Genomic DNA, 13,038 nt, shown 5'->3' on the forward strand with positions numbered 1-13,038 from the left:
GCGCCCCGGTCAAGGCCGGGCGTCGACGAGAAAACCGGCGCTTCATGCGCCGGTTTTTCTTTGGGGCCTTGGGCCTTGGGCCTTTGGCCTTTGGCCTTGGGCCTTGGGCCTTGGGCCTTGGGCCTTGGGGCCTTGGGGCCTTGGGGCCTTGGGGCCTTGCCGCCCAATGCGGGCATTCGCCCCGCGCGATCTCCGCCCCCTACTTCGTCTCGATCTTCACCGCGATACCGTCCTCCGTCACGGTGATCGCGCCGGGCTCGACCTGCTTGCCGTTGACCTGCAGTTCCTCGGGCTTGAAGGTGTGCAGCGGATAGTCCTTCAGCAGTTCCTGCGCCACCAGATTGCCCACCGCATTGAGCTGCGCGCTGTATTGGCCCGGCACGCCGTCGACCTGGACCTGCTCGACGGTCGGGTTGTCGAGCAGCACGGCACGCTTGACGGGGTCGTAGCGCAAGCCGCTGTTCAGGGCCAGCGTGCCATTGACCGGCGGCGCCGGCAGCAGGCTGTTGGTCAGTTGCGCGTCGACCTGCGTGGTGATCCGGTTGCCCACCGCATCGAGCGTCAGCCGCGGCCGGGTCAGCCGGACGTCGAGCACCTGGGCATAGCGCAGCGTCGCCGGAAAGCGGCCTTCGACGGCGCGCTGCAGCTCCTGCCTGGTGAAGGTGTATTCGCCGGTCCAGATGTTGTAGCCGGCAAGGGCCGCGCCGGACAGGACGCCAAGGCCCAGTGCCGCGGCGGCGGCCGTGGCCGCCAAGGGTCGCCGGATGCCCCGGCGGCGGCCATGCGAAGAGATCGAAGACATGCGCGATGCTGGAGTGGTCACCTCGGTCAGACCCGGGCGGCGTCCCGGCGTTCCACCATCGGCAAATCAGCGCCGTGGGCGCTCAGTAGTGCGGCGGGATTTCCTGCACCGATCCGTCGGCGGCGGTGCCGGTGGCCGCGGGCAGCTGCTGGTAGAGCGCCTGCATCTGCTCCTGCAGCAATTCGATCTGCCGCTGCTGCCTGGCGACGGTCAGGTTCAGCGTTTCCAGCAGGTCTTCCTGGAAGGCCAGCTTGACCTCCAACTCGGTGATTCGCGATTCCATGAGGTCCTCCAATGCCAGATGTCAGACATGCGCGCAGGCATGTGCCCGCGGGGCGCGCATTGTACCGGACCGGCGCACCGGTCCGGGGGCAAGCGCGGGCGGGTTGTCAGCACATCATAGAGCGTGTACGCTAGCGCGAGTCGTGCCGCGGACGGCATTCGATGTTCATCGACGGTTCGTCGATTGATAGTCGATTGATAGTCGATCCTACCCGCCGCCGGCGCACCGGCCGTCCCATGACGGTCGTGTGACGGTTTTCCACCCCCTTCGGTTCCATTTGGGTTCCATGACGCCTGTACGCCGCGCTTCCTCGATTGCAGATCCGGTCTTTCTGGCCGGTGGCACGCGCGCGTCGGCACCTCCCCCTGTTTCTCCTGTCTGGTCGCCGCCGGCCGCTGTCGGGTCGCCGCCCGCTGCGGTCGTGGCTGGCGTAGCACCGCCGCGCGCTGTCGTGGCCGGTGTTGCACCGCCGCCGCGCGCCGTCGTCGCAGCGGTAGCCCCGCCGCCCGCGGCCGTCCTCGGCTGATCTCAGCCGACCCCCAGTCTTCCGTCTGACCGTGCGCGCCCGGCGCGCGCGAACGCCTTTGCTGCCTGCTCGATGCCGCGCATCTCGACGATGCCCGGCTCGCATTCGCCGCCGGCGTTCGCCCACGGTCGACCGAAGCCCGTCACACCCAATGACAGGTGAAACCGATGAACTTCCAAAGATTCGCGCATGCGGCGCGATCGACCTTGTCCCTGCTGTCCTTGTCCCTGCTGTCCTTGTCGGCGCTGTCGTCGGCGCTCTCGTCCCGACTGAGCTCGTCCCGACCGAGCTTGTCGCGGCTGACCTCGTCGCGGCTGACCTCGTCCCGGCCCTCCTCCTCCCGACCGTCGCTGCGCTCGCGCGTCAGGCTGCCCGATGCCTGGGCCGCCCACGGCTCCACCGCGCTGTTCGTGCTGCTGTGGAGCAGCGGCGCGATCGTCGCCAAATGGGGCCTGGCCTATGCCTCGGCCTTTGCCTTCCTGACGCTGCGCTTCGTGCTGGCCTTCGGCGTGCTGCTGGCGATCGCCGCATGGCGGCGCCGCTGGCTGCCCGAGCCCGGGCAGCGCGCGCGGGTCGCGATGGTCGGGCTGCTGCTGACCGGCTGCTATTCGATCTGCTATCTGCTGGCGCTGGACCGCGGCGTCACGCCCGGCATGCTCGCCACGCTGCTCGGCGGCCAACCCATCCTGACGCTGCTGCTGACCGAGCGCCGCTTCTCGCCGCTGCGGCTGGTCGGGCTGATGCTGGCGCTGGCGGGGCTGGTGATGGTGGTCTACCAGGGCATCGGCATCGCCGGCACGCCCGTGGCCGGCATGCTCTATGCGCTGACCGCGCTGGCCACGATGACGGCCGGCACCATCGTGCAGAAAGGCATCCGGCAGGCGCCGATCGACGTGATGCCGTTGCAATACGGCATCGCGCTGCTGATGTGCCTGGCGCTGCTGCCGTTCGAGCCGATCCACGTCTCGCTGACGCCCGCGCTGCTGCTGCCGCTCGGCTGGATGGCGCTGGTGATCTCGATCGGCGCGACGCTGCTGCTGTACCGGATGATCCAGGGCGGCAATCTGGTCAATGTGACCAGCCTGTTCTACCTGGTGCCGGCCGGCACCGCGGTGCTCGACTATCTGATCCTGGGCAACCGGCTGGCGCCGCTGGCGCTGGGCGGCATGGTCACGATCCTGCTCGGGCTGGCGCTGGTGTTTCGCAACAGGCCGGGGGGCTGATTCGTGCCCTGCGCCGTCTCCGTCGCCGTCTGAACGACGCCTGCATGACCTCTGAACGATGTCTGAACGGCGCTTGAACGCCGTCCCAACTGGCACCCAAGACGCCGTCCCAGCGCCGTCCCAGCGCCGTCCCCAGCGCCGGCTCAGGGCGGGGGGCGGCACGGCTCAGCGCGGTGACCGGCGCCGGCTTACGGCGGCGGCCGGCGCCGGCGCGACAGCACGGCGCCGAGCACCACGCCGATGAGGAGGGCGATCACGATCCATAGCCATGACGCCGCTGTCGGCGGCACGGTGGCCGGTGTCCCAGGCGCACCGGGGGCGCCCGGGGCGGCGGTGGGCGTCACGCCGGCCATCGTCGCGGTCAGCGCCTGCCAGTCGGCCTTCGTTATCTGCGTCATGCGGGCCGCATCGGGCAGCCCGAACACGCAGATCTCGCCGCCGGGCAGCTGGCAGAAGCGCTCGGCCGGACAGCTTTTCAGTATCTGTGGAGTCTCTCCCGTGCCGCAGCGCGCGCCGGCGCTGCGCAACACCTGCAAGGTGACGTCCGGATGCTTGGTCAGTTGTTCCGGCATGGTGCCTCCCGCCGACTACGGTGACAAACAGTCGCAAGCGCGAGGCCCCTGCCCCGCCTTACTTCCAGAACCCAGTATGGGAGCGCGCGGCCTCCTCTTCCAGCATCGGTCCGTGCACCTCGATATGGCGCTGCCCCCGCACGAACACCTCGCGGCATGGCAGCGAGAAGGTCGGATTCTCCGGATGGTCGCCGGTCAGCCCCAACAGCGTGTGCTCCGACAGCGCATAGACCACGCGGCCGATATTGCACCAGTAGATCGCGCCGGCGCACATGCAGCAGGGCTCGGCGCTGGTGTACAGCGTGCAGCGGGCCAGTTGTTCGGGGCTCAGGCGCCTGGCGGCCAGCGCCGCCGCGGCCAGCTCCGCATGCTGGGTCGGGTCGCCCTGCGGCGGCATCGAGTTGTTGCCCGCCGAGGCGACGATATTGCCGTGCTCGTCCGCCACGATGGCCGCGAAGGGATGGCGGCCGTTCTGCTTCGATTCCTCGGCCAGCGCGATCGATTGGCGCAGCAGCCGGAGATCGAGCTCGGTCAGCTTGTCCGTGGTGATGTGGCTGTGGATGTGGGTCTGGGTCTGGGTGTCGATGGCTGGCATCGGACGATTCTCCTGCGAAGTGGGCGCCCTGGTGGCGCGATGCGATGGCGGCCGGCATGGCCGCGTTGGGATCAAGGCTGGGTGGTGGCGACGGCGTCGGCATGCTCGCTGTCGAGTGCCGCCGCTTGCGAAGTCCCGCGATTGAGCAGCAGGTTCAGCAGCACGGCCGTGATCGCCCCGAGGAAGATGCCACTGTCGAGCACCAACTTCAGCGGCCCTTCGACGCGCTCGAACAGCGCCGGCAGCGACATCGGCAGCACGCCCACGCTGACGGACACCGCGACAATGATCGCGTTGCGCGTACCGTCGAACCTCACGCGCGACAGCTCCTGGATGCCGGCCACCGTCGTCATGCCGAACATCACGATCGCGCAGCCGCCCAGCACCGGCCGCGGTACCGAAGCAATCAGCGCGCCAAGCTTGGGGAACAGGCCCATCAGCACCATGATGGCGCCCGCTGATGCCACCACATAGCGGCTCTTGACGTTGGAAAGCGCGATCAGCCCCGTGTTCTGCGTGAAGGCGTTATAGGGAAAGCTGTTGAAGACGCCGCCCAGCATGGTCGACATCCCATCGGCGCGGAAGGCATCGCCCAGCGTGCGCTGGGTCGAGGGACGGCCGACGATGGTGCCGATCGCCAGCACATTGCCGGTGGTCTCGGCCATGATCACGAGCATCGCCAGCAGCATCACCAGCGTCGGCATCGGGGCGAACGACGGGGCGCCGAACGCGAACGGCGGACTGATTTCGAACCAGGCGGCGCGCCCGACCGCGTCGAAGCTGGTCATGCCGCAGGCCATGGCGATCGCGGTGCCCGCCAGCAGGCCGATCAGCACCGACAGATTGCCGATCAAGCCGGAGAAGCGCGCGTAGACGAACAGCGTGATGGCGATCGTCGCCAGGCCGAGCAGCAGGTTCGGCGTCGCGCCGAAGTCCGGCGCGGCCGGATTGCCGCCGCCCAGCCAGATCGCCGCCGCAGGCATCAGCGTGACACCGATGATCACGATCAGGCTGCCGATTACCACCGGCGGAAACCAGCGCAGCAGCCGACTGAACAGCGGCGCAATCGCGATGGTCAGCGCGCCGGCCGCGATCACCGCGCCGAACACGTGGCTGAGCCCATATTGCTGGCCGATCAGGATCATCGGCGCGATCGCGATAAAGGAACAACCCTGGATCAGCGGCAGGCGCGCGCCAAAGCGCCAGAAGCCCAGCGTCTGGATCAGTGTCGCGATGCCCGAGGTCAGCAGATTGGCGTTGATTAGCGTGACCATCTGCTGCTGGGTCAGGCCGAGCGCGCTGCCGAGGATCAAAGGCACCGCGACGGCGCCCGCGTACATCACCAGCACGTGCTGCAGGCCGAAGCTGGCCAGCTGGCGCAATGGCAATCGTTGATCGACCGGGTGGACGGCCGGCTCCTTGGCCGGGTGCGCGGCGGGGTGCGCGGCCGCGTTCTGCTGCATGGGGTCCGAGTGCGCCTGCTGCTGCGAATTCATCGTGGTCTCCTCCGTCTGGTCTGTGGTCCCGCGCTTTTTGCGCCGGCCGGATCGGTGCGCCATAATCCGGCGGGTTTGCGCGGCGGGCCAAATCGGCAGCCATCGATTTTTTTGATAGGCAGTTTTCTGACAGGCAGGAGTCCAGGCCGCGATGCGCTATTCGCTCGATCAGCTGGAAATGTTCACCCTGGTGGCCAGCACCGGCTCGTTCTCGGCCGCCGCCCGGCAGCTGCGCAAGACGCAGTCCGCGGTCAGCACCGCGATCGCCAATCTGGAGGCCGACCTCGGCCTGGTACTGTTCGAACGCGGCGGCAAGGCATCGACGCTGACACCGGCCGGAGAGAAGCTGCGCAACGAAGCCGAACTGGTGCTGGAGCGCTGCCTGCAGCTGGAGGCGCATGCCAACGAGCTGGGCGAACGCGTCGAACCGGCGCTGACGCTGGCGATCGAGGTCCCCTACTCGACCTTGATGCCGCCGCTACGGGACTTCGCCGAACGCTTCCCGCATGTCGACCTGCAGATTCGCCATCCGCTGCATGGCGATGTGGCGGAACTGCTCGCGAGGGGCGAAGCGGACCTTGGCATCGCGTTCTCGCAGCCGGCGTACCCGCGCGATCTGGGCTTCGCGCAGATGGGCAAGCTGATCCTGTCGCACGTCGCGCACCGCGACCATCCTCTTTCGAAGCTGAAGCGCGTCGACTTCGCCGACCTGCGCGCGCACCGGCGCCTCGTGTTCAGCGGCCACAACCACAAGCTGCCCAGCAGCGAATACCTCGACGCGACGCGCTGCTGGCAGGCGGAAAGCTACGCGGCGCTGCTCGAGCTGGCGCGCACTGGTTTGGGCTGGACCACGCTGCCGCGGCAACTGATCCTGTCCGAACTGGCGTCAGGTGAATTGGTGGAACTGCCGCTGACCGCCTATCCGTACACCGACTGGCTGGTCGGCGTGGATCTGATCTGGGCCAAGGCGCACGTACTGGGCAAGGCCGGGCTGTGGCTGAAGCGCCGGCTTGGCGAGCACAAGGTGTTCGAGGTGGATCGGGAGGGGAAGAGGACGACGTTGTAGCGCAGTATCACAGCGATGCAATCGCGCGGGCCAGCGCTTCCTCGGTACCCCAACGGCGCAGGAACGCCAGTTCATCGTCCTTCGACAGCTTGCCTTTGGCGCGATAGACCATCGCCGTCATGACCGCCCCCGCCTGCACGGGCCTATCTTCCGGCTCGCCAACTCCAGAGTCGCTTTGCCACTCGTCCGGGAATCGTGGCCAGCGGCACGTTGCCTGGCTCAGCGTCTGATAGAAGGTCTCCATGACGCCGGGTCGCATTTCGAGCCTGTATTGTTCAGCGCTCGGCATTCCGCAGAAAGTCGTATAGACAGGGGGAAGGTGCCTCGGAATGGCGCGATACCCCTCTGGAGCGTTCTTCGGGATGTATTCGACCGTCGGCCCTTCTTCCATATAGAGGCGGATGTATTCCCACAGACCTGCGGTGTACTCGTATGAAGGCATGGTCGGCCCAACGAAGATCACGTCCTCGTCCTTCCCCGACATGTCGGCAGGATTGGCAGGCGGGTGATATAGCGCCAGTGCTTTCAGAATCTGTCGATCCTTAGGTGCCGTCCCCTCGGGCGCCAGCACCGCCAGCAGCCGGTCCCAGTCGTACACCCGGTTTCCACCGCAACAGCGGGGACGCAACACATAGACCTTGCGTGTTCTGCGATTGAAGCGGATGCGGCCTCGCGCGTAAGTGAAGAAAGCAGTGCGGCCCGCCATATGATGAAAGAAGATAAGCAAGAGTGCGGCCGCACCGATCGCCATTGGGAAGAACAACAGCCACCCTCCCCAAAACAGCGGCGCCATATCGGACTCATAGGGCAGCGAAGACAGGAACGGAACAATTGTCCCGAACAAGAGGGGGTGAACCGCCACGCTGTACCAGGCCCAGATAGCTGGCGGGCAGAATATCAATACCGTTGCTGCCCCCATCGCGTACTTCCATTGATATTCCCAGCCTGGATTGGTCAACTCCAGGTAGGTATCGTTCTGGGCGTACACGGAGTGATTTGGCAGAATCACCCCCTCCTGATCCAGGCTTTCCTTGACGCTCCACAAGCGCTGATCGTTGAGGCCGAGGCGTTCCCTGCTTCGGGCGATGGAGCTTCGGCTGCGCCAGTAGTCGTACTCACGAGGGAACATCGTCGCAGCAACTCCTTGGTTACCCGCCGGCCCGCACCACAAACGACTGCGTCGTCGTAAACGGCACCAAGGTCCCGCTACCCCGAGCCGAACAACGCATGCCGTTCATCGCCCGGCGCGCCGCGTTGTCGACCGGCTGAAAGCCCGACGGTTTTTCCACCGCGGTGCGGGCGACCGAGCCATCCTCGCCGATCCAAACGCGCACGGTCACCGAGACCGGCTTGTCGGGCAACTCGCTGACCAGGCTCAGGCGCGGCTGGGAGCAGCCGACATTGGGCGGTACCCCTTCCCGATAGTTGACCGGCGCGGACGCCGCGGGTCGCGGTGAGGCTTCTTCATTGCGGCAGATCGCCTGCTGTTCCTCGAACACTTTGCGCACCGCCTGCAGCGTCTTCGGTTGCGTGGCGGCGCCGGCGGACCACTTCGCCGCCAGCGGCGCCGGCAAGGCCTTGCCGACCGCCGCGGACTCCTCCGGCGTCAGCCGGAACACGAGATTGCCCGATGCCAGCCGCTCGGCACGCGCCTGCTGGATGCGCTTGCCTTCCGGGGTATCGAGGAAACGGGTCAGGGCCAGGAATTCCTCCTTGGAGAAATCCTCCGCCAGCGGATAGCCGATCCGGTTGGCGACCGTGCGCGGCTCCATCGCCGACAGGCAGGCGGCGCGTTGCGGCGGGACCTTGTCGCCTTGCTGCTTCAGCGTGCCTTTCGCGGCGGGGATCACTTCGGCGGTGGCGACGGCTTCGGAGACGCGCTTGGCGGCCAGTTCCAGCGCCGCGTCGCGGCCTTCAGCTCTGCCATGGCCGCCTGCAATGAAGAACATGGCCAAGGACGGCATAAGAGCGGCCCACCACCTACGTCGACAGGACCCGAGCGAGATGCTGACCATAGAACGTTCAGCGGAGATTTGGCGGATTGATGCTGGAATCGCGGGCATACAAATCACTCGGTTCCAACCGACACGCATCCTCTATCTCACGCGGCCACGTTGGCACCTTGCAGCTCTTCATCACGAGCCAGCGGCAACACGCTACTGCAGCATTGATGGGAGACATCAGCCAGTAGAAAAAAATATTTCCTGAATCGCCGGCAAAGATTCGCTCCAGGCCCGCGCGAAAACTTTCGCGTTTGCCGTCCACTGGCATACAGAACTCAATCTGGCTCACGAGGGCGGCAGGGCCATCGTCCATATACCGCCGCAGGAATTCCCAGTGGCTACGCAGTTCATCTTGATCGGAACTCCATGGAGCAAATGCGAACTCGTGCCTAACGGTTTCGGCATCGGCATTCAGGACCAGACCTCGAATGTCCCATGTTCGCCCATACATTGACGAGCATGGACTTAGGGTAAAAAAAACTTCATCCCACGGAACAGCAATTATGTCACCATCTGTCTTATGGACGTACAAGACCCGGTTCCGCCTATTCAGCCGAATAGGGTAGTATGTCAGCCGGAATAACTCCTTGCGAGCCATCCAACACGTCCAGAAGGCGAGCGCCCCACACAACACCACAATTGCCGCAACAAAGCCGAGTGAAATGCCTAGCGCCGCCTCACCAGAAAAATACAACCCAAGGATTGCACCACCTGTTCCCCAGATAAACCATGTACAGAAAGCCAGGATAACTAGGCAGCCAAAGGTCAATGCTCCGCGACTGTCGAAATATCTATCCACCGATTCTAGGAAGGTGGAGTTTATTTTAACTACAGCGAGTTGGTAACTCGGCTCAACATCAAGCCGACTCTTTTGCCAAAGCCGATTTTCCCTCTCCTCATCTGTTATTCGCCGATTTTTTTTATATAGTTTTGTGACCAACCCAGTGAAGTCCATATTACTCCTTGATCGCGAGTCGCAATTGCTTCATTTCGATCTCATGGGTGGCATAGCGCTCCTCCACCAGGTCTCCCCAATAACAACGTTCCAGCCAATCTTGAATGTCGTTGTCACCGAACCACACCAACAGCGCAGAGATCGCCAGAAGTACTACGGCCGCGACAATGCCAACGCCTGTTGCCGCTGAAAACGCGGCTGCCGCCAGCACGCCACCTGCAACGGCTGACAAAAGGTACAGCGCCGAAACGGCGTAGTTCCTTTCCTTGAACTCTGGGTAGATCTGCGCTACATCCAAAATCGCAATCGCAACACCCCCAAACAACGACACTCTCGCCCCGTACTTCCCTAAAAATGTCCCCAGTCTATTGGGAAGCGCTCGTCCAAATTGGCGACCGAATTCGACTCTTGAAGAGAGTACCTTGCTAACCGCTTCGCCGGCTCCTCCAACTACGCCTATAAGGCCGGCGCCAACTCGCGCCCAAGTATCATTCTTCTTGTGCGCCATAGATTCACCCGCATCGCTCCAAAGGTTCCACAACAATACGGCGTCAAGTGCAGCGCCGACAGCACCAACTTTAACGTCGGTCCGCACTACCTTGCGAAGCCCGCCTGGCAGATCGAGTAGGCGCAATTCATCGGACAGCTTTAGAGACTTCGCGAGCCACTGAGCTCGTTGTGCTTTCGTGAGCCCTTCTGGCATCGATGCAATATGGTTGGGATCGACGGCCACAAAGAACTCTTTAGTCGCCTTGCCCTTCATATTTACTCCCCGCGCTTCCAACCGGTTAAGTTCCAAGTCGACGGGGTCGAACATCGATTTTCTCGAGGGAACACTTTGCCCCGCCGACGTTGCGCTATCTCGGATTGCCTTGATTAGGTGGCGACGAAATGCGCGAGTATCGCCTGTCACAGCGACGGGAACAATTGCACGTCTCGATACTAGCCCGAGTATAACTGCGAGAGCTCTGGCAGAGGGCGCCGCGACGTTGTTTAGAACCGATACAATCGGGCCACTCAGGCTCAAGATAAGATGCGAAATGACATCAGCTCTATGCGCGGAGAAGTCATATGCCTTAATTAGCGAGGGCCACGAAACGTTCCAAAGATCAATCCCTTTCCCCTTCGTCTCTTTGGCTCTCTGCAGGACCTCGAGTTGATTCAGTACAAGCCCACGTAACAATAGATTTCGTCTTTCGTCCACATTTCCTTTGAGCCATTCTCTATATAGCTCAAAGCATGGTTTTTTGTCCTGAGTGTTTCCAACACACAAGGTCAGTGAGGATACAAATACCTCCCCACAACGCTGGTCGGCATGGTCGTAATTGGCGACGAACGCGTTCACCGTGCGATCGCTACTCATCCAGTCCCTATGCGCTTCAGCGAGCGGTGTGAGGACTTGTGCGTCAAATCGTTGTAACTGTGATTCAAACTCCTTCTGAAACGATTCTCGCGCGGCTTCATCGTAACGCCATTCTCCGCCATGGCGTTTTTGGTATTTCTCCCAAGCCTGCTTTCGGATCTTTTCCAATTCGCTTTCTGGCGGTTTGGCGTATGCTTCCTCCAGGGACTTATAATGAGCTGACACTTTATCGCCGCCTAGTTTTTCAGCAATCAGCTTTCCGAGCGCGGCCGCTCCCCCACTGTCTCCTGCAATCCCCGGATTGGGAGTCCCAAAGACCGACACACTGAGTGCATCCTGAGCGGCTCTGCTCCTCGCGCTATCTTCGGCTGCATTGCCGATGGCATCACGCAGAGACATGATGGCGCTAGACACCGCAATCTTGCGCTTCCATTCCTGGTTGCGAGCTATAAACGTGTCGTAGCTTGCCTGCATCAGGTGATCGAGCTCTACCAGCAAGCTTTGGGGATCCAATAGCGCCGTAACGATGGGACGGTATGGCTTGGCTGTCGCCTCACCCCAGAGGGCGAGACCGGAAGCCTCCTCCTGCAAACCATAGAATGCGAACGGTGAAAAGGAGAACGAATGGTTGTCCTTCGCGCCAATGGATTTTGACGCGTCTCCTTTCATCTTTGCTGGAATATGGCTCAGAGTACGCGGTGCGGAATACTCGGCCACGAGCTTATCGACCTCGCTGAGCTGAGCAGTATGAGCCTGCCCAGAACCGGCACGCCACGCCTGCAAGTCAATGCACCGCATATGTTTCTCTCGCCAAGCCTGGGACTTGTGTAGCGACTTGATGCTGTCAGTCCACAATACCTCGGAAAAACCAAGCCATATACGACCCGCGGACTGTGCGTCTGCCACTGTGATACAGCGCGCGATGATGTTGTCGCCTTTCCGAGTACACGAGAACTTGATGTCCGCCGGGAGAACGGGGAACGGATCGTTGAAATCGAACTCGTATAGATAGCCATCCTCGGTCACAACGTAGGCCGACCATGTCCCGCGCTTTTCGTTGAACACGTACAGGAAGCCTTCACGAAGCATGCGCAAGGTATACATTGCACTATCTTCAGGCAGCGGGATGGACAACACATCCCCACCGAAACCGGAGGCGAGAGCTGGAACTCCCGGTGCCCGGTTCTTTTGGTCGATCGCCTTGTCCGCGCGTCCGATCGCATAGCGAACCGGGAGAATGGGCAAGCCCTGTTTATCACAGAATGGGCACTTGCTTTCAATGGCCGGATTGTTCGTCATGCTTGTTCCCATAGTCGATCATCAGTCGAGGCAATCGCCGGCGCCCCCAACGGCTGATCTGTCAGTTCGGCGCAGGCACCGACGTAACTGCACTCGCCCTTCGCTGCTCGGGCAACGGCATGCTTGAATTGGGGATGCGCTTCGGCAGGCATTCCTGTCACTACAGTTTGCACGGCATAGAGGCGGCAATCCTCTGCGTCGCGGAGGCCCGTCTTCTCTGCAGCGTGGACTAGGGCCGCATCGACACGACCGCCTAGTATCACGGGATCGTCAACATGCCGCCCCGCGCGTAGCAGCATTGCTATGCACGCATTAACCGCTCCGACACGTTGAAGCAGCGCAAATTGCTCCGATCGGAGGCGGAACGGCGCATGCTGGTGCGGCCCGCGCATTCGGCATCGGCACATGCCCGCAAGGTCTGCCCAATGCCATTGATCAACCGGCCCCATCAACGCGTCCAATTGCACGTCGTCAAGGATGCGAAGCAATTGCGAAAAAATTCGGGGGTCCCAAAATCGCAGCAGAAACCGCTGCTTCGACGCGAGCCCGGCCACAACCGCGATGCTGGAAAGATGGCTGACGACATGCGGCGTGGTGGCGTCGCTGACCAGGCAGGCACTGAAGTACGGCTTGAAATAATCGTGCTGCCATCGAATGGCTTGATCGACGAGATCCAGCTTCTGCGTATGACCGAGCGCAACGAGAGGCAAAACAGCTGGCAACAGATGCGGCTGTATCCCGCGGACGGCCAGGGGAACAGCGGGAAGCGCGTCAACCGTGTCTCGTCCCAACTGAAGCGGGTTCAGCAGTACATGTGTGAAACCGTTTAGAAATCGATGGTGGAGATCGAACATG

The 13,038-nt window shown here is 62.8% G+C and carries 13 protein-coding genes; 2 read left to right on the top strand and 11 right to left on the bottom strand.

The window, feature by feature from the left end:
• Positions 1 to 199: 199 nt before the first annotated feature.
• The 3 genes from F1599_RS10290 to F1599_RS10300 all read right to left on the bottom strand — a co-directional run bounded on the left by F1599_RS10290 (position 200) and on the right by F1599_RS10300 (position 1,802).
• Complete coding sequence (locus F1599_RS10290; protein ID WP_149318809.1) at positions 200 to 802, bottom strand: DUF1439 domain-containing protein; 603 nt, start codon at positions 800 to 802, stop codon at positions 200 to 202.
• Between the two features lie 82 nt (positions 803 to 884).
• Positions 885 to 1,085 (bottom strand): SlyX family protein, encoded by a 201-nt coding sequence (locus F1599_RS10295; protein WP_149318810.1) that lies wholly within the window; start codon positions 1,083 to 1,085, stop codon positions 885 to 887.
• 528 nt (positions 1,086 to 1,613) lie between these two features.
• Positions 1,614 to 1,802 (bottom strand): hypothetical protein, encoded by a 189-nt coding sequence (locus F1599_RS10300; RefSeq protein WP_150082981.1) that lies wholly within the window; start codon positions 1,800 to 1,802, stop codon positions 1,614 to 1,616.
• On the opposite strand from F1599_RS10300, the gene F1599_RS10305 reads away from it, so the two are divergent.
• A complete protein-coding gene (locus F1599_RS10305) occupies positions 1,779 to 2,834 on the top strand; it encodes a DMT family transporter (RefSeq protein WP_150082983.1) in 1,056 nt (351 codons plus the stop codon). The genes F1599_RS10300 and F1599_RS10305 overlap by 24 nt on opposite strands.
• A 188-nt stretch (positions 2,835 to 3,022) precedes the next feature.
• On the opposite strand, the gene F1599_RS10310 is transcribed toward F1599_RS10305, so the two are convergent.
• From F1599_RS10310 to F1599_RS10320, 3 genes are all read right to left on the bottom strand, one after another.
• Positions 3,023 to 3,406, bottom strand: coding sequence for a hypothetical protein (locus F1599_RS10310; RefSeq protein WP_149318812.1), 384 nt, complete (start codon positions 3,404 to 3,406; stop codon positions 3,023 to 3,025).
• 58 nt (positions 3,407 to 3,464) lie between these two features.
• Positions 3,465 to 4,001 (bottom strand): nucleoside deaminase, encoded by a 537-nt coding sequence (locus F1599_RS10315; RefSeq protein ID WP_150082985.1) that lies wholly within the window; start codon positions 3,999 to 4,001, stop codon positions 3,465 to 3,467.
• Between the two features lie 71 nt (positions 4,002 to 4,072).
• Positions 4,073 to 5,497 carry a nucleobase:cation symporter-2 family protein gene (locus tag F1599_RS10320; protein ID WP_223819563.1) on the bottom strand — a complete coding sequence of 475 codons (1,425 nt, stop codon included), beginning with the start codon at positions 5,495 to 5,497 and terminating at the stop codon, positions 4,073 to 4,075.
• 151 nt (positions 5,498 to 5,648) lie between these two features.
• Between F1599_RS10320 and F1599_RS10325 the strand changes: the two genes are divergently transcribed.
• Entirely contained in the window at positions 5,649 to 6,563 is a 915-nt protein-coding gene (locus F1599_RS10325) for a LysR family transcriptional regulator (RefSeq protein WP_149318814.1), read from the top strand.
• A gap of 7 nt (positions 6,564 to 6,570) precedes the next feature.
• Here F1599_RS10325 and F1599_RS10330 read toward each other — a convergent pair whose 3' ends face one another.
• Genes F1599_RS10330 through F1599_RS10350 form a run of 5 tightly spaced genes read right to left on the bottom strand, consistent with a single transcriptional unit; the run spans position 6,571 to position 13,037 of the window.
• Complete coding sequence (locus tag F1599_RS10330) at positions 6,571 to 7,692, bottom strand: DUF6708 domain-containing protein (RefSeq protein ID WP_150082987.1); 1,122 nt, start codon at positions 7,690 to 7,692, stop codon at positions 6,571 to 6,573.
• A 19-nt stretch (positions 7,693 to 7,711) separates the two neighbouring features.
• Complete coding sequence (locus F1599_RS10335; protein WP_150082989.1) at positions 7,712 to 8,626, bottom strand: energy transducer TonB; 915 nt, start codon at positions 8,624 to 8,626, stop codon at positions 7,712 to 7,714.
• A complete protein-coding gene (locus F1599_RS10340) occupies positions 8,586 to 9,521 on the bottom strand; it encodes a DUF6708 domain-containing protein (RefSeq protein WP_150082991.1) in 936 nt (311 codons plus the stop codon). Before F1599_RS10340 ends, F1599_RS10335 begins: the two co-directional genes overlap by 41 nt.
• Position 9,522: 1 nt before the next feature.
• A complete protein-coding gene (locus tag F1599_RS10345; RefSeq protein WP_150082993.1) occupies positions 9,523 to 12,183 on the bottom strand; it encodes a T6SS effector BTH_I2691 family protein in 2,661 nt (886 codons plus the stop codon).
• Positions 12,180 to 13,037, bottom strand: coding sequence for a DUF4123 domain-containing protein (locus F1599_RS10350; protein ID WP_150082995.1), 858 nt, complete (start codon positions 13,035 to 13,037; stop codon positions 12,180 to 12,182). Before F1599_RS10350 ends, F1599_RS10345 begins: the two co-directional genes overlap by 4 nt.
• Between the last annotated feature and the right edge of the window lies 1 nt (position 13,038).

It is taken from the genome of Cupriavidus cauae (assembly GCF_008632125.1).
Taxonomy (GTDB): Bacteria; Pseudomonadota; Gammaproteobacteria; order Burkholderiales; family Burkholderiaceae; genus Cupriavidus; species Cupriavidus cauae.

Excerpts from the sequence above, each read along its gene's own strand:
- F1599_RS10290 (WP_149318809.1), bottom strand. The coding sequence starts at position 802 with ATGTCTTCGATCTCTTCGCATGGCCGCCGCCGGGGCATCCGGCGACCC.
- F1599_RS10295 (WP_149318810.1), bottom strand. The coding sequence starts at position 1,085 with ATGGAATCGCGAATCACCGAGTTGGAGGTCAAGCTGGCCTTCCAGGAA.
- F1599_RS10305 (WP_150082983.1), top strand. The coding sequence starts at position 1,779 with ATGAACTTCCAAAGATTCGCGCATGCGGCGCGATCGACCTTGTCCCTG.
- F1599_RS10300 (WP_150082981.1), bottom strand. The coding sequence starts at position 1,802 with ATGCGCGAATCTTTGGAAGTTCATCGGTTTCACCTGTCATTGGGTGTG.
- F1599_RS10310 (WP_149318812.1), bottom strand. The coding sequence starts at position 3,406 with ATGCCGGAACAACTGACCAAGCATCCGGACGTCACCTTGCAGGTGTTG.
- F1599_RS10315 (WP_150082985.1), bottom strand. The coding sequence starts at position 4,001 with ATGCCAGCCATCGACACCCAGACCCAGACCCACATCCACAGCCACATC.
- F1599_RS10320 (WP_223819563.1), bottom strand. The coding sequence starts at position 5,497 with ATGAATTCGCAGCAGCAGGCGCACTCGGACCCCATGCAGCAGAACGCG.
- F1599_RS10325 (WP_149318814.1), top strand. The coding sequence starts at position 5,649 with ATGCGCTATTCGCTCGATCAGCTGGAAATGTTCACCCTGGTGGCCAGC.
- F1599_RS10330 (WP_150082987.1), bottom strand. The coding sequence starts at position 7,692 with ATGTTCCCTCGTGAGTACGACTACTGGCGCAGCCGAAGCTCCATCGCC.
- F1599_RS10335 (WP_150082989.1), bottom strand. The coding sequence starts at position 8,626 with ATGCCCGCGATTCCAGCATCAATCCGCCAAATCTCCGCTGAACGTTCT.
- F1599_RS10340 (WP_150082991.1), bottom strand. The coding sequence starts at position 9,521 with ATGGACTTCACTGGGTTGGTCACAAAACTATATAAAAAAAATCGGCGA.
- F1599_RS10345 (WP_150082993.1), bottom strand. The coding sequence starts at position 12,183 with ATGACGAACAATCCGGCCATTGAAAGCAAGTGCCCATTCTGTGATAAA.
- F1599_RS10350 (WP_150082995.1), bottom strand. The coding sequence starts at position 13,037 with ATGTTCGATCTCCACCATCGATTTCTAAACGGTTTCACACATGTACTG.